This window comes from Streptacidiphilus sp. P02-A3a (genome assembly GCF_014084105.1).
GTDB lineage: Bacteria > Actinomycetota > Actinomycetes > Streptomycetales > Streptomycetaceae > Streptacidiphilus.
The window spans coordinates 8,147,445-8,168,628 of record NZ_CP048289.1; the positions used below are offsets into that span (position 1 = coordinate 8,147,445).

The 21,184-nt window shown below is 70.6% G+C and carries 18 protein-coding genes; 13 read left to right on the forward strand and 5 right to left on the reverse strand.

The window, feature by feature from the left end; translation table 11 throughout:
* Positions 1-49: 49 nt before the first annotated feature.
* From GXP74_RS34295 to GXP74_RS34310, 4 genes are read left to right on the forward strand one after another with little or no spacing between them, the layout of a single operon-like run.
* A complete protein-coding gene (locus tag GXP74_RS34295; RefSeq protein WP_182456832.1) occupies positions 50-805 on the forward strand; it encodes a TnsA-like heteromeric transposase endonuclease subunit in 756 nt (251 codons plus the stop codon).
* Positions 802-2,829, forward strand: a complete 2,028-nt coding sequence (locus GXP74_RS34300) for a Mu transposase C-terminal domain-containing protein (protein WP_182455140.1) — start codon at positions 802-804, stop codon at positions 2,827-2,829. The genes GXP74_RS34295 and GXP74_RS34300 overlap by 4 nt, the downstream gene beginning before the upstream one ends.
* Positions 2,820-3,911, forward strand: coding sequence for a TniB family NTP-binding protein (locus GXP74_RS34305; RefSeq protein ID WP_370468498.1), 1,092 nt, complete (start codon positions 2,820-2,822; stop codon positions 3,909-3,911). Before GXP74_RS34300 ends, GXP74_RS34305 begins: the two co-directional genes overlap by 10 nt.
* Positions 3,911-5,077: a TniQ family protein gene (locus GXP74_RS34310; protein WP_182455141.1), complete on the forward strand. Its 1,167-nt coding sequence runs from the start codon at positions 3,911-3,913 to the stop codon at positions 5,075-5,077. The genes GXP74_RS34305 and GXP74_RS34310 overlap by 1 nt, the downstream gene beginning before the upstream one ends.
* 46 nt (positions 5,078-5,123) lie before the next feature.
* Here the strand turns inward: GXP74_RS34310 and GXP74_RS34315 are convergent, their stop codons facing one another.
* The gene (locus tag GXP74_RS34315) at positions 5,124-6,038 is read right to left on the reverse strand and encodes a DUF6615 family protein (RefSeq protein WP_182455142.1); all 915 of its coding nucleotides are present in this window, start codon (positions 6,036-6,038) and stop codon (positions 5,124-5,126) included.
* Positions 6,039-6,255: 217 nt separating this feature from the next.
* Here GXP74_RS34315 and GXP74_RS34320 point away from each other — a divergent pair, with 217 nt between their 5' ends.
* The 6 genes from GXP74_RS34320 to GXP74_RS34345 all read left to right on the forward strand — a co-directional run bounded on the left by GXP74_RS34320 (position 6,256) and on the right by GXP74_RS34345 (position 15,062).
* Entirely contained in the window at positions 6,256-6,786 is a 531-nt protein-coding gene (locus GXP74_RS34320) for a DUF4259 domain-containing protein (protein ID WP_370468499.1), read from the forward strand.
* Positions 6,787-6,834: 48 nt separating this feature from the next.
* Positions 6,835-7,239, forward strand: coding sequence for a hypothetical protein (locus GXP74_RS34325; protein WP_182455143.1), 405 nt, complete (start codon positions 6,835-6,837; stop codon positions 7,237-7,239).
* Between the two features lie 730 nt (positions 7,240-7,969).
* Positions 7,970-8,674 carry a spermidine synthase gene (locus tag GXP74_RS34330; RefSeq protein WP_182455144.1) on the forward strand — a complete coding sequence of 235 codons (705 nt, stop codon included), beginning with the start codon at positions 7,970-7,972 and terminating at the stop codon, positions 8,672-8,674.
* A gap of 234 nt (positions 8,675-8,908) precedes the next feature.
* Entirely contained in the window at positions 8,909-9,643 is a 735-nt protein-coding gene (locus GXP74_RS34335) for a response regulator transcription factor (RefSeq protein WP_182455145.1), read from the forward strand.
* On the forward strand, positions 9,640-10,815 hold the full coding sequence (locus GXP74_RS34340; protein ID WP_370468500.1) for a sensor histidine kinase: 1,176 nt from the start codon (positions 9,640-9,642) through the stop codon (positions 10,813-10,815). The genes GXP74_RS34335 and GXP74_RS34340 overlap by 4 nt, the downstream gene beginning before the upstream one ends.
* Positions 10,816-11,189: 374 nt before the next feature.
* Positions 11,190-15,062, forward strand: coding sequence for a multifunctional oxoglutarate decarboxylase/oxoglutarate dehydrogenase thiamine pyrophosphate-binding subunit/dihydrolipoyllysine-residue succinyltransferase subunit (locus tag GXP74_RS34345; RefSeq protein ID WP_182455146.1), 3,873 nt, complete (start codon positions 11,190-11,192; stop codon positions 15,060-15,062).
* A 91-nt stretch (positions 15,063-15,153) separates the two neighbouring features.
* On the opposite strand, the gene GXP74_RS34350 is transcribed toward GXP74_RS34345, so the two are convergent.
* Together GXP74_RS34350 and GXP74_RS34355 are read right to left on the reverse strand one after the other, a co-directional pair.
* Complete coding sequence (locus GXP74_RS34350; protein WP_182455147.1) at positions 15,154-15,564, reverse strand: PIN domain-containing protein; 411 nt, start codon at positions 15,562-15,564, stop codon at positions 15,154-15,156.
* Positions 15,549-15,800: a type II toxin-antitoxin system Phd/YefM family antitoxin gene (locus GXP74_RS34355; RefSeq protein ID WP_182455148.1), complete on the reverse strand. Its 252-nt coding sequence runs from the start codon at positions 15,798-15,800 to the stop codon at positions 15,549-15,551. Before GXP74_RS34355 ends, GXP74_RS34350 begins: the two co-directional genes overlap by 16 nt.
* A gap of 146 nt (positions 15,801-15,946) precedes the next feature.
* On the opposite strand from GXP74_RS34355, the gene GXP74_RS34360 reads away from it, so the two are divergent.
* The 3 genes from GXP74_RS34360 to GXP74_RS34370 all read left to right on the forward strand — a co-directional run bounded on the left by GXP74_RS34360 (position 15,947) and on the right by GXP74_RS34370 (position 18,161).
* Positions 15,947-16,126 (forward strand): DUF6104 family protein, encoded by a 180-nt coding sequence (locus tag GXP74_RS34360; protein WP_182455149.1) that lies wholly within the window; start codon positions 15,947-15,949, stop codon positions 16,124-16,126.
* Between the two features lie 104 nt (positions 16,127-16,230).
* Positions 16,231-17,133: a DUF4097 family beta strand repeat-containing protein gene (locus GXP74_RS34365; RefSeq protein ID WP_182455150.1), complete on the forward strand. Its 903-nt coding sequence runs from the start codon at positions 16,231-16,233 to the stop codon at positions 17,131-17,133.
* Positions 17,130-18,161: a PadR family transcriptional regulator gene (locus GXP74_RS34370; protein WP_182455151.1), complete on the forward strand. Its 1,032-nt coding sequence runs from the start codon at positions 17,130-17,132 to the stop codon at positions 18,159-18,161. Before GXP74_RS34365 ends, GXP74_RS34370 begins: the two co-directional genes overlap by 4 nt.
* A gap of 75 nt (positions 18,162-18,236) precedes the next feature.
* Here GXP74_RS34370 and GXP74_RS34375 read toward each other — a convergent pair whose 3' ends face one another.
* Together GXP74_RS34375 and GXP74_RS34380 are read right to left on the reverse strand one after the other, a co-directional pair.
* Positions 18,237-19,196: a zinc-binding dehydrogenase gene (locus GXP74_RS34375; RefSeq protein ID WP_182455152.1), complete on the reverse strand. Its 960-nt coding sequence runs from the start codon at positions 19,194-19,196 to the stop codon at positions 18,237-18,239.
* Positions 19,197-19,382: 186 nt separating this feature from the next.
* A complete protein-coding gene (locus GXP74_RS34380) occupies positions 19,383-20,579 on the reverse strand; it encodes an NADP-dependent malic enzyme (RefSeq protein ID WP_304940926.1) in 1,197 nt (398 codons plus the stop codon).
* Positions 20,580-21,184: the final 605 nt, after the last annotated feature.

Consider the following 21,184-nt stretch of genomic DNA (forward strand, 5'->3'; position numbering starts at 1 on the left):
CGAGTGCCAGCGTGACCTTGCGAATCGCTGTGACGTTGGCTCCGTCGTGGTGGTTGAACTGCGCGGGGTACGCGGTGGGGCGGTTGGTCCGCCCACCGAGGGTTTCGAGGTCGCTTACATAGATCCGTGCGGCTCTGAGCTGCGACGACCGCTGACGGACGTGTGGGCGGTGCGGTTCGAGGATGCCGCTCCGGTCCGCGAGTTCCACTCGTACAAGGGCCAGCGGCACCTGCCAGGGCTGTGGTGGTCCTCGACGGCGGGTCGGCACGTCGGCTACGAGTCGTGGCTGGAGCGCGACCACGTGATGCTGCTGGACTTCGACCCGTTGGTGGTGGGGGTGTCCTCGCAGCCGTTCTGGCTGTTCTGGACCGGCGGCAACGGGAAGGGCGTCTCGCACGCACCGGACTACTTCGCACGCCGGGACGACGGCTCGGCGATTGTGATCGACTGCCGTCCGGCCGACCGTCGCAAACCCCGGGACCTGATGAAGTTCGCCGCGACCCAGGCGGCCTGCGATCTGCTGGGCTGGGAGTTCAGACTGGTCAGCACCCCGGACCCGATCGTGCTGGCCAACGTGCGCTGGCTCGCGGGCTACCGCCACCCCCGCCACCGCCAGGAGGCCCCGGCAGCAGCCCTGCGGGAGGTGTTCCACGAACCCTGGCCACTGATCGACGGCGCGTGCCTGGTCGGCGACCCGATCGCGGTACTCCCCGTGCTGTTCCACCTGCTGTGGCGCAACGAACTGGACATCGAACTGTCGGTTCCGCTGCACGCCCGCTCCCTCGTCCACCCGGGGGTCCGGTGACGTCCCGGCACCCGCTGCCAGTGCTCCGCGTCGGCGACTGGGTCTCCTACGACGACGGCGACCACCAGGTCGTCGCGCTCGCCGGGACGGCGGTTCGGCTGCGGTCCTCGCACGCGGTCGAGTCGGTGGTGCTGGCCTCCCACCTGATGGCCGCGCCCGGCTTCGCGGTCACCGGCACCGAGCCGCTGCCGGAACTGGAGCCGTTCGGGGTCCTGGACTCGCTCCCCGAACCGGTGCTGACGGCCGCCAAGGAGTGGGAACACCACGTGGTGGAGGTCACTACCGGCCTGCCGCCCGGCACCGGCCCGGGGACCGTTCCCCGACCCGGATACGACCCGGCGGTCCACTCCCTGGCCGCACGCGACGCGGCCAAGGCGGCGGAGCTGGGCGTCAGCGTCCGCACGATCGAAGGCCGCCGCGCCCGCTACAGTGCCCAGGGCTTGTGGGGGCTGGTCGACCAGCGCGCGGTGCGCAACCACGAGGCGACCGGCCGCGCGGACGCCCGACTGGTCGAGGCGGTCCGCGACGCCATCGACGCGGAGACCCACGCCTCGACCGGCACCCGCAGCCGGCTGATGCGGCGCGTGGTCAAGGCTCTGGAGGCCGCGCACGGGCCCGGTGTGGTGCCCATCCCCAGCACGTCCACGTTCTACAAGCTCGTGGACGCGCTCTCCACCGGCCGGCACACCTTCGGCTCGGCCGTCACCCGCAGACAGACCGCGAACCGCCCCAGCGGCCCGTTCACGCCCACCTTCGCCGCCCGGCCCGGCGAGCAGGTGCAGATCGACTCCACCCCGCTGGACGTGATGGTGGTGCTCGACTCCGGCATCACCGCGCGCGCCGACCTGACAATCGCGGTCGATGTCGCCTCGCGCACGATCTGTGCGGCCGTGCTGCGGCCGGTCGGCACCAAAGCGGTGGACGCCGCACTGCTGCTGGCGCGGATGCTGGTGCCCGAACCGATGCGGCCCGGCTGGTCCCAGGCCCTGCGGATGGCCGCCTCCCGGCTGCCCCACGCCCGCCTGACCGACGCGGACACCCGCATGGAGAACGCCGCCGCCCGCCCGGTCATCGTTCCGGACACCATCGTCATCGACGGCGGCAAGGTCTTCCTGTCCGACACGTTCATCCGCGCCTGCGAACGACTCGGGATCTCCGTGCAGCGCTGCCGCCCCCGGACCCCGACGGACAAGGGCATCGTGGAGTCGACATTTTCCGCCCTCAACACCCTGTTCTGCCAGCACCTGGCCAGCTACACCGGTGCCAACGTGAGCCGCCGCGGCGAACGCTTGGAAGAGCAGGCCGTCTGGACGATCCCCGAACTCCAGGATCTCTTGGACGAATGGCTCATCCCTGGGTGGCAATTGCGGCCCCATGACAGTCTTCGCGACCCCTACCTGCCGCGTCGGGCCATGTCGCCGAACGACAAGTACGCCTCCCTGGTCGCGGCCTGCGGCTACCTGCCGCTGGTCCTGCGCGGGGAGGATTACCTGGAACTGCTGCCCGCGTCCTGGCGGGCCGTCAACGACTACGGCATCCGGATCGGCTACCGCACCTACGACAGCGCCGACCTGGCGCCCTGGCGCCGCCAGCACTCCGGCAACACTGCCAAGCGCGGGCTATGGGAGGTCCACCACGACCCCTACGACCTCTCCCAGGTCTTCGTACGCGCCCCCGGCGGCTGGATCACCGTCCCCTGGATCCACCAGCCCATGGTCAACGCCCCCTTCGCGGACTTCACCTGGCAGCACGCCCGCCGCCTGGCCGCACAAGCCGGCCTGGACGACACCCACGAGGCCGCCGTCGCCCGCGTCCTGGACGACCTGCTGACCCGCGCCGAGCACGGCCCCGACAAGCGCACCGCCCGCGTCGTCGGCCGCACCCGCGACGGCGCCGCCACCCACCGCCCGCCCACCGACCACCCCGTCCCCGACACCGCCGAACCAGCCACGCTGCCCGACCCCGCGCCCGTGGCGTCCTTCGGCGTCTTCGACGCCCACGCAGAAGCCGAGAAATGGCTATGAAGATCCCCACCTCGTCCCGCACAACGGCACCAGCCGAGGTGACCGACACGCCCCCGGACAGCCCGCTGACGACCAAGGAGGGCTGGCGGCGGTTCGTCGAGCACGAACCCCTTCCGCCAAGCCTGCTGACAGGTCCCGACCTGGACTCGCTCAGTCGCACCGACCGCGTCCGCTACCAGGACCAGCGCCGCGACTACCACGCTGACCTGCCGCTGGTGAACACCCCCACCATCCGCAAGGTGATCAACACCTCCCGGCTGCTGGTCCAGCTCAACCGGCACCAGGTCTCCGCTCGGCGCGGCGTCATCATCAGCGGCGCGTCGGGCACCGGCAAGACCACCGCACTGTCCCAGCTCGGCCGCGCCCACGAACTCGCTGTCCGCAAACGTCACCCCCGCGACCGCCACCGGCTCCCGGTCCTCTATGCCACCGTCCCGCCCGCTGCCACGCCCAAGATGCTGGCCACCGAGTTCGCCCGCTTCTTCGGCCTGGACCTGCCCGGCCGCGCCAACATCACCGATGTCGTCAACGCCGTCTGCGCCACCGCCGCCCACGTCGGTGTGGACCTCGTACTCATCGATGAGATCCACAATCTGAACATCCAGACACGGACTGGAGCCGAAGCCTCCGACCAGCTCAAGTACTTCGCCGAGCGCCTGCCCGCGACCTTCGTCTACGCAGGCATCGACGTCCAGGCCCAAGGGCTGTTCGCGGGCACCCGGGGCCGACAGATCGCCGGACGCTTCCACGTCATCCCCGCCGCCCCGTTCTCCCATGCCACCGAGCAGGACCGCGCCTCCTGGGCCGCGCTGGTCGGCACCCTGGAATCCACCCTGCGCCTGCACGACCACCAGCCCGGCACCTTGGCCGCGATGAGCGAGTACCTCTACCACCGCACCGGCGGCATGATCGGGAGCCTGTCCCAGCTCGTCCGCGGCGGCGCGGTCCTGGCGATCGAGGACGGCAGCGAACGCCTGTCCCAGGACCTCCTGGAGGCCGTCCCCATCGACTACGCGGCCGAGCAGGCCGAGGAAGCCACCGCGCCCGCCCGGACCCGCCAGCGGCGCCGGCAGGCCGCCTGATGCTGCCCTCCCGCCTACCCGATCCCGTGCCGCCCGCCCGGCACGAGCTCTCCGCCTCCTACATCAGCCGCCTGGCCACCCTGCACGGCCTGGACATCAGCACCCTGTGGACCCAGACCACAACCCGTGAACCCTCCGGCGGCATGCGCCGCATCATCGTCCCCGAACGGCTCGCCGCCCTGACCGGCCGCACCGTCCACGAACTCGCTGGAGCCCTACCCGAACTACGCGACCCCGCGCCGCCATGGGAGATGTTCCGCCACCAACCCCAAACCGGCTGCCACCGCTGCGACGCCCGCCACCCCGGCGGGAAGGTCACCCGCCTCCTGCCCCACCACCGCTACGTCTGCACCCGCCACCGCACCTGGATCGGCCCGCCCGACACCAACCGGCCAGCCACCGACCTCACGATCCTGCCCGCCGTCGTCCAAGCCCAAAGACTCCACCTGCGACTCGTGCGCCAGCACGGCTGGGCCGCCACCTACGACGCCGTCCTGACCGGCTTCCTGCTCTGCTCCCACATCTGGAACCAGCACCCCGGCCTCGGCAACCGCGGACCCGTCTGGCACACCTGGGAGTCCCGCACCCACGTCCTCATCCCACCCCCGGACGAACTCAAGGAGTTCAGCGCCTCCCGACTCTTCGCCGCGATCTATCCCGAAACCGTACGCGTCGCCGCCCTCATCGCCTCACCGTTCTGGCGGGACCTCGCCAGTGGCACCCCCGACCAGAAGAAGCGCTTCTACCGCGAGATCAGCACCCGCGTCAGCTACCCCTACACCGACAACCCCGACCTCGGGGACGCCATCGCTCACTGGGCCCACACCGACGCCTGGCGCCCGCCGACCGGGCCACACCACCGCTTCACCCCCGGCCGCGTCACCGCGGTCCTTCCAGCCGTCCACCAAGGCCAACTCAACCGCCACCAACGCAGCGCTCTCTGGTTCAAACGCGGACGCAAGGCCGGCAAGGCTCTGCTCTGGCACAACCACATCAAACCCGTCCTCGTCCGCCCATGGACCCCCAACTACGAACGGCTCGAAGGAGCCATCTCATTCAGCCAAAGGATCGACCCAGAAATTCAGGCCACGACGGCACGACAACGTGCCTCCCAGCCCAAGCCAACGCCGCGAGCCCAGGACCAGCACACCAGCCCGATGCAATGATGAACTGGACGGGAATCACCTCGCACGTCCCGCGAACCGTGCCGCCTCAGCAACTGCAAAAGACACTGATCGCGCCGACCTCCGGAGGCACCGCCTCAGCGATGTCGCGGCCACCTTCGAGCAATCGCCTCACATAGTCGGGTGGTTCAGCCCGACAGTACTGGTCGACCCGCATCCGTACATAGCGGCTCCAGACTTCGTTGGCGGGACGATTGACCCACCTCAACCCCTCATGGGTCAAAGCGAAAAAGCGACGGGCTACTACCTGATCGAGATCTACTGGGTCAGGCGAATCCACCCACGGCGGTGGTTCAAACGGCCAGAATCCACAGCCGAAGGGCCAAGGTCCACTGCCGGAGGACACGAGGCACGGCCACGGGTGCGATGCGTTGGCGACCGTGCCGAAGTCCACAGTGCCGTCCTGGACAAGCGCACGCGCGACAGCCACGGGCAGAACGCTGACCCCGAAGTTCTCCGGCTCACGCGGAAGCCGATCACAGTCCCACCAGAACTGGTTCAGATCGACAGGCCCGTTGTAGAAGACATAGGCGGCAGCCAACCCCGCCTCACGCGCCCTGTCTCGGAACACCTCGACCTGCAACGGGCCACTGCCACCGCGCCCAATCCGGTAGTCCAAGTCATAGCCAAGTCGACCGCCTATACGCCGGAGCCGCTTCGCCTGGACCCGAACTCCGAACCACTGCCGCCCTCCGAACCACCACTCCCAGTCCGCCCCCTCCCGCCCCTCACGGGGCTTGGAAAACATCTCGACTTTGAGGTCGAACGGCGCCATCTCCATGGCGATGTCCAGCAACAGATCCTCGGTGAGTGTCTCCTCCTGAAGGTTCACACCGAATCGGTCACTGTCCAGCAAGCGCTTGTGCACCCAGCGGCATCGATCGAGCAAGACTCCGGCAAACTGATCCAGACGCTCATCCGACTGACCAAGACTGTCCGTCATAACGGACAGCATGGCACCTGCTCCGGCACGGCAGACTGCGCGTTACCGCATCCGCCCCGGCACCTCCCCGCCGACCGCCCCACCACATACCGGTGCCCAGCGAAAATGCGGGAACCCAGCCTCACAGAGCCAACCATGCGAACCCACTTGGCGATCCGCAGGCAGCCGACATAACCGCCCGCAAAGTTCATGCGGAGCGGACACGGGCTGTCCTCTGATGCTGCACCTTGTGGTGCCGGAAGACGTGGAAGACCCTGATCCCAACCGCTGTCAGTGTCGACTGAAACGATGCCCCGACATCGCCACGAGCTTGGGGGAGACCATGGGCACCTGGGACGTCGGTCCGTTCGACAATGACACGGCCGGAGACTTCTGCGACGCCCTTGATGAAGTGACCGAGGGATCGCGAGAAGCCCTCGTCCGCGACAGGCTCGTCCGGGTGATCGACATCGCTAGCTACCTCGACGCGGACGTCGCGCAAGAGGCCATCGCCGCAGCTGCCCTGACCGCCACGCAGTGCCCCGGCGGCGAACCCGCCAATCCCCACTACGGGCCGAAGCAGCCCCTCCCCGATCTCCTCAGCCTGCGGGAGTTCGCTGCCCAGGCTCTCGACCGAATCACGACCGAGCCCTCAGAGCTGATGGAGCTCTGGAGCCAAGCAGATGCCGGGCTCTGGCAAGCGAGCATGATCAGCTTGCGGAACATCCTCCTGCCTCAACGCCCGGACGAAGACCTCCGCCTGCTCTGACAGGGTCGACAGCTCGCACTGTTCATCCAACAACTCCGGAAGGTCCGCATGAGCTGGGATGTCCTCCTTCTCCGCCTGCCCGACAGCATCGCCTCGGTCCAGGAAGTCCCCAAGGACTACGTCAGTCCCCCGCTCGGCCGCCGCCGTGAAGTCCTCACCGCCCTGAGTCAGGCCCTCCCCGAAGCAGATCTCTCGGACGACACCTGGGGACAGCTCTCCGGGCCCGACTGGTCGATCGAGTTGAACATCGGATCGCGCGACCCAGTGGACACGATCATGCTCCACCTTCGGGGCTCCGACGACGAGGCCCTCACACCAGTCTTCCGCATCGCCGCAGCCCTGGGATGCAAGGCCCTGGACTGCTCCGAAGGGGACCTGATATCGCCGGAGAACTCTCCCGGCTGGGACACTTTCCAAGCATTCCGTGACCACGTCGTCGGACCAGCCGAGTGACCCCGCGTCCCACCGTCCGGAGCCGATCTCACAGCCCCAGAAGGTGCTGCCGCCACCAACCGCCAGGCTCCAATGCCCCCGGCAACCAGCACTCCGACCCGGGCACCGAGCGGCGCTCAAACTCAGCATCCAACTGCGACACGAGACGCTGCAGATCGACGCGCGCACCCCGTGGCAGCCATCGCAGCACATCGTCCAGAAGGTCACGCGCGATCAACGGATCACAGCACGGACAGTCCGTATCCGGAGCAGGCAGATACCTACCAGGCTGTCCGAGATACCGGCGGCACTCGGCGAGCGCCGCAGCAACCGAACCAGCCCACAGCCGGTCCTCCTCCACCTTCCGCACGGCCACACGCGTCAACGCGGAGACGCCACGGATACGACGGACCGGAACTCCTCTTCGTGGCCGCCACTGCTCAGCGCGGAGGCCCTTCGGGCGCCTACGCGGCATTGCCCTTTCGGATCAGCATGCCGCCATCCTGCCACGGCTCGACGGAGAACCGGTTGCCGCTGTCGAGACCAGCGGCAACCTCCGACGAAAATGCAAAGTAGGTCCGACGAAGTCGACCGGCACCCGGGCAGTTCTACCTTGCGCCCCGCAGATCAGAGCCGCTGCTGGGTGCAAGGTTCAACTGCAACGGACACCGGCCTGACTCGGCCCGCCGCCGGAGGCCAAGATGGGGAAGAACAGAAGACGTGAAGCAGAACGCCGCAGGAGGCCGCACCCATGCCCGCGCCCTACATCCAGCCGCAACCGGAAGTCCTCGACCGGCGGGACGGCCCCTTCGGGGAGGTGGCGCTGCGGCGCCGGGGCGAGCGCTACGAGATCATCGCCAACGGCTGCTTCCTGATGGACACCTCGGACGGCCGCTCCGAGCGGCTGCTGGTCAGCGCCGCCCTGGACGCCCTCTCCCGCCCCGGCCGGGGCACCGCCCACCCGCACCTGCTGATCGGCGGGCTCGGCGTGGGCTTCTCGCTGGCCGAGGCCGCCGCCGACCCGCGCCCGGGCCGGATCACCGTGCTGGAGCGCGAGCGGGCGGTGATCGACTGGCACACCGTCGGACCCGCGCCGCTCGCCCCCTTCGCCGGGACCGGCCACCGCGACCCCCGGGTGCGGCTGGTCCAGGACGACCTGCTGAACCACCTGCGGACCACCGCCGACCGCTACCACGCCCTCTGCCTGGACATCGACAACGGCCCGGACTGGACGGTCACCGACGCCAACGGCGGCCTCTACGGCTTCGCCGGGCTCACCGTGCTGGAGCGGGTGCTCGCCCCCGGGGGCGTACTGGCGGTCTGGAGCGCCGCCCCCGCGCCGGAATTCGAGGAGCGGCTGCGCGCCCGGTTCCCGCAGGTCGAACGGCTCGACGTGGCGGTGCACGTGGAACGCGGCGAACCGGATGTGGTCTACCTGGCGTCCCGGCTCGGGTGAAGTGCCGGTAGGGTCGTCGGGCCGCACCCCCCGTTCGGCCGGTTTATCGATGACTGGCCACCCGGAGGAGCCCGCAGTACGTACGCTGCGACTGAACGGACCGTCGGGCGGGCAGCCGTGGTACGGAACGCGGCGGCAGTTGCCCGGGCGCGGCAGGACAGGCACACGCAGTCGGACGAGACAGAGCGGGACCGGGCGGCTCCGCACCGGCCCGGGAGCCCTGGGGGCGGTGGCATGACCGTGACAGAAGTGCAGCAGCAGGAGCCCAGTGGGCCCGGAGGGCAGCGGCGGGTCCTGGTGGTCGAGGACGAGCCGACCATCGCCGAGTCCATCGCCGCCCGGCTGGGCGCCGAGGGCTTCCGGGTGGCCATCGCCCACGACGGCCCGACCGCCGTCGACTCCTTCCAGAACTGGCAGCCCGACCTGGTCGTGCTCGACGTGATGCTGCCCGGGTTCGACGGCCTGGAGGTCTGCCGCCGGATCCAGGCCCACCGGCCGGTGCCGGTACTGATGCTGACCGCCCGCGACGACGAGACGGACATGCTGGTCGGCCTCGGCGTCGGCGCCGACGACTACATGACCAAGCCGTTCTCCATGCGCGAGCTGGCGGCCCGGGTGAACGTGCTGCTGCGCCGGGTCGAGCGGGCGCAGCTGGCCGCGCGCACCCCGGTCGGCGGCACGCTGCGGCTGGGCGAGCTGGAGATCGACCACGTGCAGCGGCGGGTCCGGGTGTCCGGCGGCGACGTCCACCTCACCCCGACCGAGTTCGACCTGCTGGCCTGCCTGGCCCAGCAGCCGCGCGCGGTGCTGACCCGCGAGCAGCTGCTGGCCGAGGTCTGGGACTGGACCGACGCTTCCGGCACCCGCACCGTGGACAGCCACGTGAAGGCGCTGCGGCGGAAGATCGGCGCCAACTGGATCCGCACCGTGCACGGCGTCGGCTACGCGCTGGAGTCCCCGACGCCGTGAGCTACCCGCAGCGGGGGGCGGAGCCGGAGCAGGCCGCCGAACGCCCCCGAGGACCGGTGGCCAGGCTGGCCGGGCGGATCTGGGCGGACCTGCGCCCGCTCGATCCAATGCGCTCGATCAAGGCCAAGCTGGCCGTGCTGGTGCTCACCTCGGTGTGCATATCCACGCTGATGGTGGTCATGGCGCTGAACTCGGACACCCAGATCCGGCTGGTGATGATCTTCTCGGTGGTCGCCTCGCTGCTGATCACCCAGCTGCTGGCGCACGGCATGACCGCGCCGCTGCGGGAGATGACCACCGCCGCCCAGGCCATGGCCGCCGGGGACTACAGCCGCCAGATCCAGGCCACCTCCCGGGACGAGGTGGGCGAGCTGGCCACCGCCTTCAACACCATGGCCGCCGACCTGGAGGCGGCCGACCGGCAGCGCCGGGAGCTGGTCGCCAACGTCTCGCACGAGCTGCGGACGCCGATCGCGGCGCTGCGCGCGGTACTGGAGAACGTGGTGGACGGGGTGGTCCGCCCGGAGCCGGCCACCATGGCCGCCGCACTGGAGCAGACCGAGCGGCTGGGCCGCCTGGTCGCCCACCTGCTCGACCTGTCCAAGATCGCGGACGGGGTCGGCTCGCTGGACGTGCGCTCGTTCGAGGTCGAGCCCTTCCTGACCGGGGTGCTGCGCGGGCTGACCGTGGACGGCTCCACCTCCGGCGGGGCCAGCCGCCGCCGTCACGACGTCACCCTGGAGCTGGACGTCTCCCCCGGGCTGACCGCCGTCGCCGATCCGGAGCGGCTGCACCAGGTGGTGGCCAACCTGGTCGACAACTCCTGTCGGCACAGCCCGGTGGACGGCACGGTGACCGTCCGGGCCCGGGCCGACGCGGCGGCGCCGCGCGGGCAGTCCGGGCTGCTGCTGGAGGTGGCCGACCAGGGGCCGGGGATCCGGCCCGAGGACCGGCACCGGGTGTTCGAACGCTTCAGCCGGGGCAGCGGCCCGACCGCTCAGGGCCCGGGCAGCGACGGCGGTACCGGCCTGGGCCTGGCCATCGCCCGCTGGGCGGTCGACCTGCACGGCGGCTCGATCGCGGTGGCCGACTCCACCCAGGGCTGCCTGATCCGGATCACCCTCCCGGGGCCCCGCCCGGCTCCCGCGCCGACCCGGCTCCGCTCGCTCTGAGCGGTGCCCGCGAACGGGTCGAGCACGGGTCGGGAACGGGTCGGGAACGGGTCGGGAACCGGACTCGCGCTCACTCGTCTGGCCTGATCAGGACGGTTTGCGACAAAACCGGGACAATCGCGGCTGGGCGGGCGCCGACGGGGGAGAATCAGCGGGCCCTGCCCCAATTTGTCATACTTTTTTGAACGAACAGCCAATCGTTATCCCCCATCACGACCGATCCCTAACATCGATTTCGCGCCATTCTGGACGCGCTCCATGTGATCTGGGCGACGACCAGGGGGCGGGACCTGCGCGGACAGGCGTCAGGGGCGTAGCCTTGGCATCCGCTGTCCACCATATTCATAAGGAAGCGGAAGAGGGCGGTTGCCGCCGTGTCGCCACAGTCCCCCCATACCTCGACCAGCTCGACTGCCACGGACCCCGGTCCCGGTGCCGACCCGTCCGCCGGGTTCGGCCCCAACGAGTGGCTAGTCGACGAGATCTACCAGCAGTACCTCCAGGACCCGAACTCCGTCGACCGGGCCTGGTGGGACTTCTTCGCCGACTACCAAGCGGGTGCCACCGCCGGAGCCGAGGTGACGACGACCCCCAACGGCGCCGCCGGCTCCTCGGCACCGGCAGCGTCCCCCGCCGCCGCGAAGGCTCCCGTCGCTCCGCCGCCCGCCGCGCCGGCCCCCGCCGCGGCGCCGTCCCCGGCAGCCGTTCCGGCCGCCGCCGACGCCCCGGCCAGTGCCCCCGCAACCGCGCCCGCGCCGGTCCACGTGACCGCGAAGCCTCCGGCTCCGCCCGCTCCGTCGACCCGCCGCCCGCCTTCCACTCCGGCCGAGCTGGCCGATGCCCCTAAGGACAGCAAAACCGTGACGTCCCCTGTCGCCCCCACCGGTCCCGAGCTGATCGCCCTCAAGGGCCCGTCCGCCCGGATCGTCGCGAACATGGACGCCTCGCTCACCATGCCGACCGCGACCAGCGTGCGCGCCATCCCGGCGAAGCTGCTGATCGACAACCGCATCGTGATCAACAACCACCTCAAGCGGGCCCGTGGCGGCAAGGTCTCCTTCACCCACATCATCGGCTACGCCATGGTGCAGGCGATCAAGGCGATGCCGGCCATGAACCAGGGCTTCCAGGAGAAGGACGGCAAGCCGTTCCTGGTCAAGCCCGAGCACGTGAACCTCGGCCTGGCGATCGACCTGACCAAGCCCAACGGCGACCGGCAGCTGGTCGTGGCCGCCATCAAGAAGGCCGAGACGCTGGACTTCTTCGGCTTCTGGCAGGCCTACGAGGACATCGTCCGCCGGGCCCGGCAGAACAAGCTGACGGTGGACGACTTCTCCGGCGTCACCGCCTCGCTGACCAACCCCGGCGGCATCGGCACCGTGCACTCCGTGCCCCGGCTGATGCCCGGTCAGGGCACCATCCTCGGCGTCGGCTCGATGGAGTACCCGGCCGAGTTCCAGGGCTCCTCGCAGGAGACCCTGTCCCGGCTCGGCGTCTCCAAGGTGATGACGCTGACCTCGACCTACGACCACCGGGTGATCCAGGGCGCGCAGTCCGGCGAGTTCCTGCGCACCATGCACCAGCTGCTGCTGGGCGAGGCCGGGTTCTACGACAAGATCTTCGAGTCGCTGCGGATCCCGTACGAGCCGGTCCGCTGGGCCACCGACGTGGACAACAGCCACGACAACGAGGTCAACAAGACCGCCCGGGTGATGGAGCTGATCCACTCCTACCGGGTGCGCGGCCACCTCATGGCCGACACCGACCCGCTGGAGTACAAGCAGCGCAAGCACCCCGACCTCGACGTCCAGGCGCACGACCTGACGCTGTGGGACCTGGAGCGGGAGTTCGCCGTCGGCGGCTTCGCCGGCAAGGCGATGATGAAGCTGCGCGACATCCTCGGCGTGCTGCGCGACTCCTACTGCCGCACCATCGGCATCGAGTACATGCACATCCAGGACCCGAAGCAGCGCCGCTGGATCCAGGCCCGGGTGGAGCGCGGCAACGACAAGCCCGAGCGCGAGGAGCAGCTGCGCATCCTGCGCCGGCTCAACGCCGCCGAGGCGTTCGAGACCTTCCTGCAGACCAAGTACGTCGGCCAGAAGCGCTTCTCGCTGGAGGGCGGCGAGTCCGTCATCCCGCTGCTGGACGCGGTGCTCGACGCCGCCGCCGAGTCGCGGCTCGACGAGGCCGTCGTCGGCATGGCCCACCGCGGCCGGCTGAACGTGCTGGCGAACATCATCGGCAAGTCGTACGCGCAGATCTTCCGCGAGTTCCAGGGCAACCTGGACCCGAAGTCGATGCACGGCTCCGGTGACGTCAAGTACCACCTGGGCTCCGAGGGCACCTTCACCGGCCTGAACGGCGAGACCATCAAGGTCGCGCTGGCCGCGAACCCCTCGCACCTGGAGGCGGTCGACCCGGTGGTCGAGGGCATCGTCCGGGCCAGGCAGGACATCCTGGACAAGGCCGGCGACTCCTTCGACGTGCTGGCGATCCAGGTCCACGGCGACGCGGCCTTCGCCGGCCAGGGCGTGGTCGCGGAGACGCTGAACATGTCGCAGCTGCGCGGCTACCGCACCGGCGGCACGGTGCACCTGGTGATCAACAACCAGGTCGGCTTCACCGCCGCCCCGGCCGCCTCGCGCTCATCCACGTACTGCACCGACGTGGCGCGCATGATCGAGGCCCCGATCTTCCACGTGAACGGCGACGACCCGGAGGCCGTGGTCCGCGTCGGCCGGCTGGCCTTCGAGTTCCGCCAGGCGTTCAACAAGGACGTCGTGATCGACCTCATCTGCTACCGCCGCCGGGGCCACAACGAGGGCGACAACCCCTCGTTCACCCAGCCGCTGATGTACGACCTGATCGACAAGAAGCGCTCGGTGCGCAAGCTCTACACCGAGGGCCTGATCGGTCGCGGCGACATCACCCTGGAAGAGGCCGAGCAGGCGCTCAAGGACTACCAGGACCAGCTGGAGAAGGTCTTCGCGGAGGTCCACGAGGCCGACACCACCCCGGCCCCGGCGACCACCGAGCGGCCCCGCGCCGAGTTCCCGGTGACCCTGAACACCGCCATCTCCCAGGAGATGGTGAAGCGGATCGCCGAGTCCCAGGTCGCGCTGCCCGAGTGGTTCACCGTGCACCCGCGGCTGCTGCCGCAGCTCCAGCGCCGCTCGCTGATGGTCGAGGACGGCACCATCGACTGGGGCATGGGCGAGACCCTGGCCATCGGCTCGCTGCTGATGGAGGGCCACCCGGTCCGGCTCGCCGGACAGGACTCCCGCCGCGGCACCTTCGGCACCCGGCACGCGGTGCTGGTCGACCGGGAGACCGGCGAGGACTACACCCCGCTGCTCTACCTGACCGAGGACCAGGCCCGCTACACCGTCTACGACTCGCTGCTCAGCGAGTACGCGGCGATGGGCTTCGAGTACGGCTACTCGCTGGCCCGCCCGAACGCCCTGGTGGCGTGGGAGGCCCAGTTCGGTGACTTCACCAACGGCGCCTCCACCATCGTGGACGAGTTCATCACCTCGGCCGAGATGAAGTGGGGCCAGACCTCGGGCGTCACGCTGCTGCTGCCGCACGGCTACGAGGGCCAGGGACCGGACCACTCCTCCGCCCGCATCGAGCGCTACCTGCAGATGTGCGCGGACAAGAACATGACGGTGGCCATGCCCACGCTCCCGTCGAACTACTTCCACCTGCTGCGGTGGCAGGTGCACAACCCGCACCACAAGCCGCTGATCGTGTTCACCCCGAAGTCGATGCTGCGGCTGAAGGCGAACAACTCCCGGATCGAGGAGTTCACCAACGGCGGCTTCCGCCCGGTGATCGGCGACTCCACGGTCGACCCGGCGGCGGTCCGCAAGGTGGTGATCACCTCCGGCAAGTTCTACTACGACCTGGAGGCGGCCCGCACCGAGCGCGGCATCACCGACACCGCGATCGTCCGGGTCGAGCGGCTGTACCCGCTGCCCATCGCCGAGCTCCAGGAGGAGCTCCAGCGCTACGGCAACGACGTGCAGTACGTCTGGGCCCAGGAGGAGCCCTCCAACCAGGGCGCGTGGCCGTTCATCGCGCTGAACCTGGTGGACCACCTGGACGTGGTCGTCGGCCGCAACGCCAACGGCTCCCGGCTGCGCCGCGTCGCCCGCCCGGCCTCCTCCGCCCCGGCGGTCGGCTCGGCCAAGCGCCACGCGGTCGAGCAGGCCCAGCTGGTCGAGGACGTCTTCTCGATCTGACGCCCGCCGCGAAACACCCCCAGCGGGGCCGGTCCTCACCCGAGGCCCGGCCCCGCTGCCTTGTCGAACGCGGTGCGGCCTGCGGGTTCCGTCAGAGTTCCCCGGGAGTGGCGGCGATCACTCCGGGCAGGCCGGCGAAGGCGGCGGCGTTGTCGGTGGTGACCAGGGTGCGACCGGTGGCGGCGGCGGTAGCGGCAATGATCAGGTCGAAGGCCCCGCGAGGGGAGCCGTTCCGGCGGGTCCATACCAGCAGCTCAGCATGGTTGAGGGAGACCGAGTCCGTGTAGTGCAGCAGGTCGAAGGTCGCTACGGCGCGCGCCACGGCAGCGTCTCGAACCGGCCGCCGGGACTCGTCGGCCAGCAGCGCACCCACACGCAGTTCAGTGAGCGTGACCGCGGCCAGTGCGACGTCGTCGCCCGGGGTGATGAAGTCCCCCGGCTTCAGCCTGCCGCGCTCGAAGGCGATCAGTACGCACGTGTCGAGGATCAGCCTTCGGCCCATGGGTCCCGCGCCTCCCCGGGGGCATTCAGCTCGCGGTGCACGGATTCCAGGGCGTCGGCGAACTCCGGATCGGGTACAGCCGCCGAGTAGGCGTCGAGGATCGCGGCGCCGTTCGCGCGGACGGGCGGGCTGATGGTGGCGACCAACTCCCCGCCCCGGGTGATGTTGATGGTCTCGCCCTGGGAGGCCAGATCGAGCACAGCCGAGAAGCTGCGACCGACCTCCGTGGCAGTCATCGTTATCATGGAATCAGGGTATCTGCGAGTCTGAGAGAACGCGAACCATGCAGCATCCGAATTCGCAGATCTGATCACACTGCGGTGCGCGTACGCTTCGCGGGAGCCACCGTCACCCCCGTCACATCCGTCACAGGAGACCACAGATGTACTTCACCGACCGAGGGATCGAGGAGCTGCGGAGCCGTCGCGGCGAGGAGGAGGTCAGCTTCGACTGGCTGGCCGACCGGCTGCGGGAGTTCGTCGACCTGAACCCGGAGTTCGAGGTTCCGGTGGAGCGGCTGGCCACCTGGCTGGCGCGGCTGGACGAGGACGAGGACGAGTAGCCCCGGAACAGCTCGCGAGGGCTTGACTTCCCAGGGACGCGATATATCGTGAATAGCAGCAGACGCGATACATAACGTGTCCACCCACCCACGGGGAGTCCGACATGTCCGAATGGTCCATCGACGCACCGCGTACCCTCACCATCGAGCAGCCCGTGGACCGGCTGCGGGTCCGCACCCTGGCCGGGGCGGTCAACGTCGTCGCCGTCGACGGACCGACCCGGCTGGAGGTCACCGAACTCGACGGCCCGCCACTCCAGGTCACCCTGGAGGGCGGTGAACTCACCGTCACCTACGACGACCTGCCGTGGAAGGACTTCAACTGGAAGGACCTCCCGGCCGCCATCAACCGCTGGCGGACCAAGCGCCGGGCGGTGGTCTCGCTCGCGGTCGCCCCCGGGACCAGGATCGAGCTCGGCTCCGCCAGCTCCGACTCGGTCGTCTCCGGGACGACCGGCCCGGTCACCGTGCACACCGCCAGCGGAGCGATCACCCTGGTCCGGCTGGCCGGACCGGTCGAGGCCAACGCGGTCAGCGGCAACGTCCAGGCGCAGTCGGTCTCCGGCGACCTCAAGGTCAGCACCGTCTCCGGTGAGCTGACCGTGTTCGAGGGCACCAGCGGCAAGCTGAAGGCCAACTCGATCAGCGGCTCGATGACCCTCGACCTCGCCCACGACCACGCCACCGACGTCAGCCTCAACAGCGTCTCGGGTGAGGTCGCGGTCCGGCTGCCGGCCCCCGCCGACGCCCAGGTGCAGGCCAACACCACCAGCGGCGACGTCTCCAACGCCTTCGACCAGTTGCGGGTCGGCGGCACCTGGGGAGCCAAGAAGATCACCGGCACCCTCGGCAAGGGCACCGGCACCCTGAAGATCACCACCATTTCCGGCGCGGTGGCCCTGCTGCGCCGCCCGGCGACCGAGGACGACGCGCCCGCCGACGGCCCCCGCGCCATCGGCTTCGCCAAGTCCGACGCCCGGCTCGAAGACCCGAAGGACCAGGCATGAGCCCCGTATTCGCGCACGGCCGACTGCGGCTGTACCTGCTGAAGCTGCTGGACGAGGCGCCGCGCCACGGCTACGAGGTGATCCGGCTGCTGGAGGAGCGCTTCCACGGCCTGTACGCCCCCTCCGCCGGAACGGTCTACCCGCGCCTGGCCAAGCTGGAGCAGGAGGGGCTGGTCTCGCACACCGTCGAGGGCGGCCGCAAGGTCTACCGGATCACCGACGCCGGACGCGCCGAACTGGCGTCCCGGGCACCGGAGATCGACGCCCTGGAGGCCGAGATCCGGGACTCCGTCGCGCAGTTGGCGAACCAGATCCGCGAGGACGTCCGCGACTCGGCGCAGGACCTGCGCGAGGAGATGCGGCGCGCCGCCAAGGAGTCCCGGCGGCGGGGCAGCGGCTGGAGCGCGGACCACACCTGGGCCGGTGACGGGCCCTGGCCCGGCATGGACAAGGAGACCTGGCAGCGCACCAAGGAGGAGTGGCGCCAGGCCAAGGAGCAGGCCAAGGAGCAGACCCGGCAGGCCAAGGAGCAGGCGCGCAGCGCCCGCGAGGAGGCCCGGGCCGCGCGCGAGCAGACCCGCGCGGTGCGCGACCAGCTCCGGGCCGAGGCGCACCGGGTGGGCGAGCAGATGCGCGCCCACGCCAAGACCGGGGACTGGCCGACCGGGCTGGCCGACGGCCTGGCCGAACTGACCCGGACCCTGAGCGGTCTGGCCGACCCGACCCGCTGGAACCCGCCGACCGGCACCGGGCCCGGCCCGGTCACCGCCGAGCGGGTCGACCTGGACAAGGACGCCCCGGGCCCGGAGGACGCCGCCGAAGGGTCGCCGCAGGACGCTCCCCCGGCCGACCTGCCGGGCTGGACCGAGACCGACCCGTCGGGCCAGCCGCTGCGCGAACTGACCGGGCTGCTCGACCGGTTCCGGGACGAGGTCCGCGACGAGGCCAGGGACCAGGGCTTCACCGCCCACGACCTGTCCCGCGCCCGCGCCGTCCTGGCCGAGGCCGCCCGCCGCCTGCGCGGCTGAGCGGCCCCGCGCTCACGGCTCAGCCGACAGCCGGTGCCGACGACCGCACGGCGGCACCGGCTGCCCGCTGCCCGCTCAGGGCGTGAGCACGACCTTGCCGAACAGGTCGCCCTCGGCCATCCGGGCGAAGCCCTCGCGGGCGTCGGCCAGCGGGAGCACGGTGTCGATCACCGGGCGGACGCCGGTGGTGGCGCAGAGCGAGAGCAGGCCCGCCAGCTCCTCCTTGGTGCCCATGGTCGAGCCGACCACCTTCAGCTCCAGGAAGAAGATCCGGGTCAGCTCGGCCGGCGGGTTGGGGCCGCTGGTGGCGCCGGAGATGACGATGGTGCCGCCGGGGCGCAGCGACTTCACCGAGTGCGCCCAGGTGGCCGCGCCGACCGTCTCCATCACCGCGTCCACCCGCTCGGGCAGCCGCGCGCCGCTGCCGAAGACCGCGTCCGCGCCCAGCTCCAGCGCCCGGGCGCGCTTGGCCTCGTCCCGGCTGGTGGCCCACATCCGCAGTCCGGCGGCCTTGCCGAGGACGATCAGCGCGGTGGCGACGCCGCCGCCCGCGCCCTGGACCAGCACCGTGTCGCCGGGCCGGACGCCCGCGTTGGTGAACAGCATCCGGTACGCCGTGAGCCAGGCCGTGGGCAGGCAGGCGGCCTCCGCGAAGGACAGCCCGGCCGGCTTGGGCAGCAGGTTCCAGGTCGGCACGGCGACCTGCTGGGCGAAGGTGCCCTGGTAGCGCTCGGTCAGGATGGAGCGCGGCTCGTCCGGGCCGACGCCGTGGCCGGTCTGGCCGATGACCGAGTGCAGCACGACCTCGTTGCCGTCCTGGTCGATCCCGGCGGCGTCGCAGCCGAGGATCATCGGCAGTCTCTCGGCCGGGAGGCCGACCCCGCGCAGCGACCACAGGTCGTGGTGGTTCAGGCTGGCGGCCCTGACCGTGACGACGCTCCAGCCGGGGCGCGGCTCCGGCTCGGGGCGCTCGCCCAACTCAAGCCCGCTCAGCGGGTCGTCGGCGTTGATCCGGGCAGCGTAGGCAGCGAACATGGTCCGACCCTAGGGCGGTCGCGGCGCCGGACGGAACCACGGCGCGGTGTGACATACGTCGGCTGGCGCCGTCCCGTCCGCCCGTGCCGACGGAGCCGAGGGGCAGCCGGGAGGCGGCCGGGCGCGGGCGGCCGGGGGCCCGGGGGCAGGCACGCCCCCGGGACCCGGACCGCTCAGCTGTGGACCCTAGCGCCTCGCGACGCCCTCGGCACGGGCCGCGGCGGCGACGGCCTTGGTGACCGCCTCGGCGACCCGCGGGTCGAACGGGCTGGGAATGACCTTCGCGGCCGTCAGGTCGTCACCGACCAGGCCGGCCAGCGCGTCGGCGGCGGCGATCTTCATGCCCTCGGTGATCCGGCGGGCCCGGACCTGGAGCGCGCCCGCGAAGATGCCCGGGAACGCCAGCACGTTGTTGATCTGGTTCGGGAAGTCGCTGCGCCCGGTGGCGACCACGGCCGCGTACTTGTGCGCGACGTCCGGGTGGACCTCGGGGTCGGGGTTGGCCATCGCGAAGATCAGGCAGTCGGCGGCCATGCTGGCGACCGCGGCCTCCGGCACCGTCCCGCCGGAGACGCCGATGAAGACGTCAGCGCCCGCGAGCACGTCCGCCAGCGAGCCGGAGAGGCCGCCCCGGTTGGTCAGCTCGGCGATCTCCCGCTTGACGTCGGTCAGGTCGTTGCGGCCGACGTGCACGGCGCCCTTGCGGTCGCAGAGCACGACGTCGCCGATGCCCGCGCCGACCAGGATCTTGGCGATGGCGATCCCGGCCGCGCCCGCGCCGGAGATCACCGCGCGCAGGTCGGCCAGGGTGCGGCCGGTGAGCTTGGCGGCGTTGCGCAGCGCGGCCAGGGTGACCACGGCGGTGCCGTGCTGGTCGTCGTGGAAGACCGGGATGTCCAGGGCGTCCTGGAGCCGGCGCTCGATCTCGAAGCAGCGGGGGGCGGAGATGTCCTCCAGGTTGACACCGCCGAAGGACGGGGCGAGCCGGACCACGGTCTCGATGATCTCGTCCACGTCGGTGGTGTCCAGCGCGATCGGGATCGCGTCCACCCCGCCGAACTGCTTGAACAGGATCGCCTTGCCCTCCATCACCGGCAGCGAGGCGGCGGGGCCGATGTCGCCGAGGCCGAGCACGGCGGTGCCGTCGGTGACCACCGCGACCACGTTGGACGTCCAGGTGTAGTCGTGCACCAGCTCCGGCTGCTCGGCGATCGCGGTGCAGACCCGGGCCACGCCGGGGGTGTACGCCAGGGAGAGGTCGTCCGCGTCGCGCACCGGAACGGTCGCACTGATCTCCATCTTCCCGCCGCGGTGCAGCGCGAAGGCAGGATCGATCGGGTCCTGCTCGTTCAGGGTTCGGGGGCTGATGATCTCGGCTGCCACGATGACCTCTTCGTCGTCGTCCGTGGAGGCCGCGCGCCGCGTGGGAGCGGCGGCGGTCTCGCAATGAGGGTGGGTTGAGCTGTGGTTCTTCCGGTCGGTGCCGGTCTCGACAGTAGTCGGGACCCCGCTGCCGCACTGTTGTGTTTTCGTCCGCGCAACGAAGGCTTCATTCGCCGCCCATTCGTTCGATCCGCCCGCACAGGCGGCGCAAACTGCACTCGTACGAGTGATGCGGGTGTGAGCCATCGCCCGTGGGACACGGGGCGGACGTGGGAGGGGACGGGTGACTCGCGACAGTGCGGGCGAGCAGACGGGCTGGGCAGCGCCTCGGCTCCGGAGCCTGTGTGCCGGCTTCCGGTCCTGAGCGCAGTCCGGATCGGTCCCGATCCGGTGGCCTGCTCATACACGGGGGTCACCCGTTACAGGATTTTGGCACAGATCGCTCCCGGCATGGGAAGCGGGGGGTGACCTGTCCGGTTTTGGCACACCTGTGCGCTGCGTCTCACCGGTCCGCGACCCCACGCACCGGCGCCGGTGGGCGCTCTGGGACACTGACCCGGTCCTCCGGCCCCGGTCCCTCCACAGTGGGGACCGGGCCCGGACGC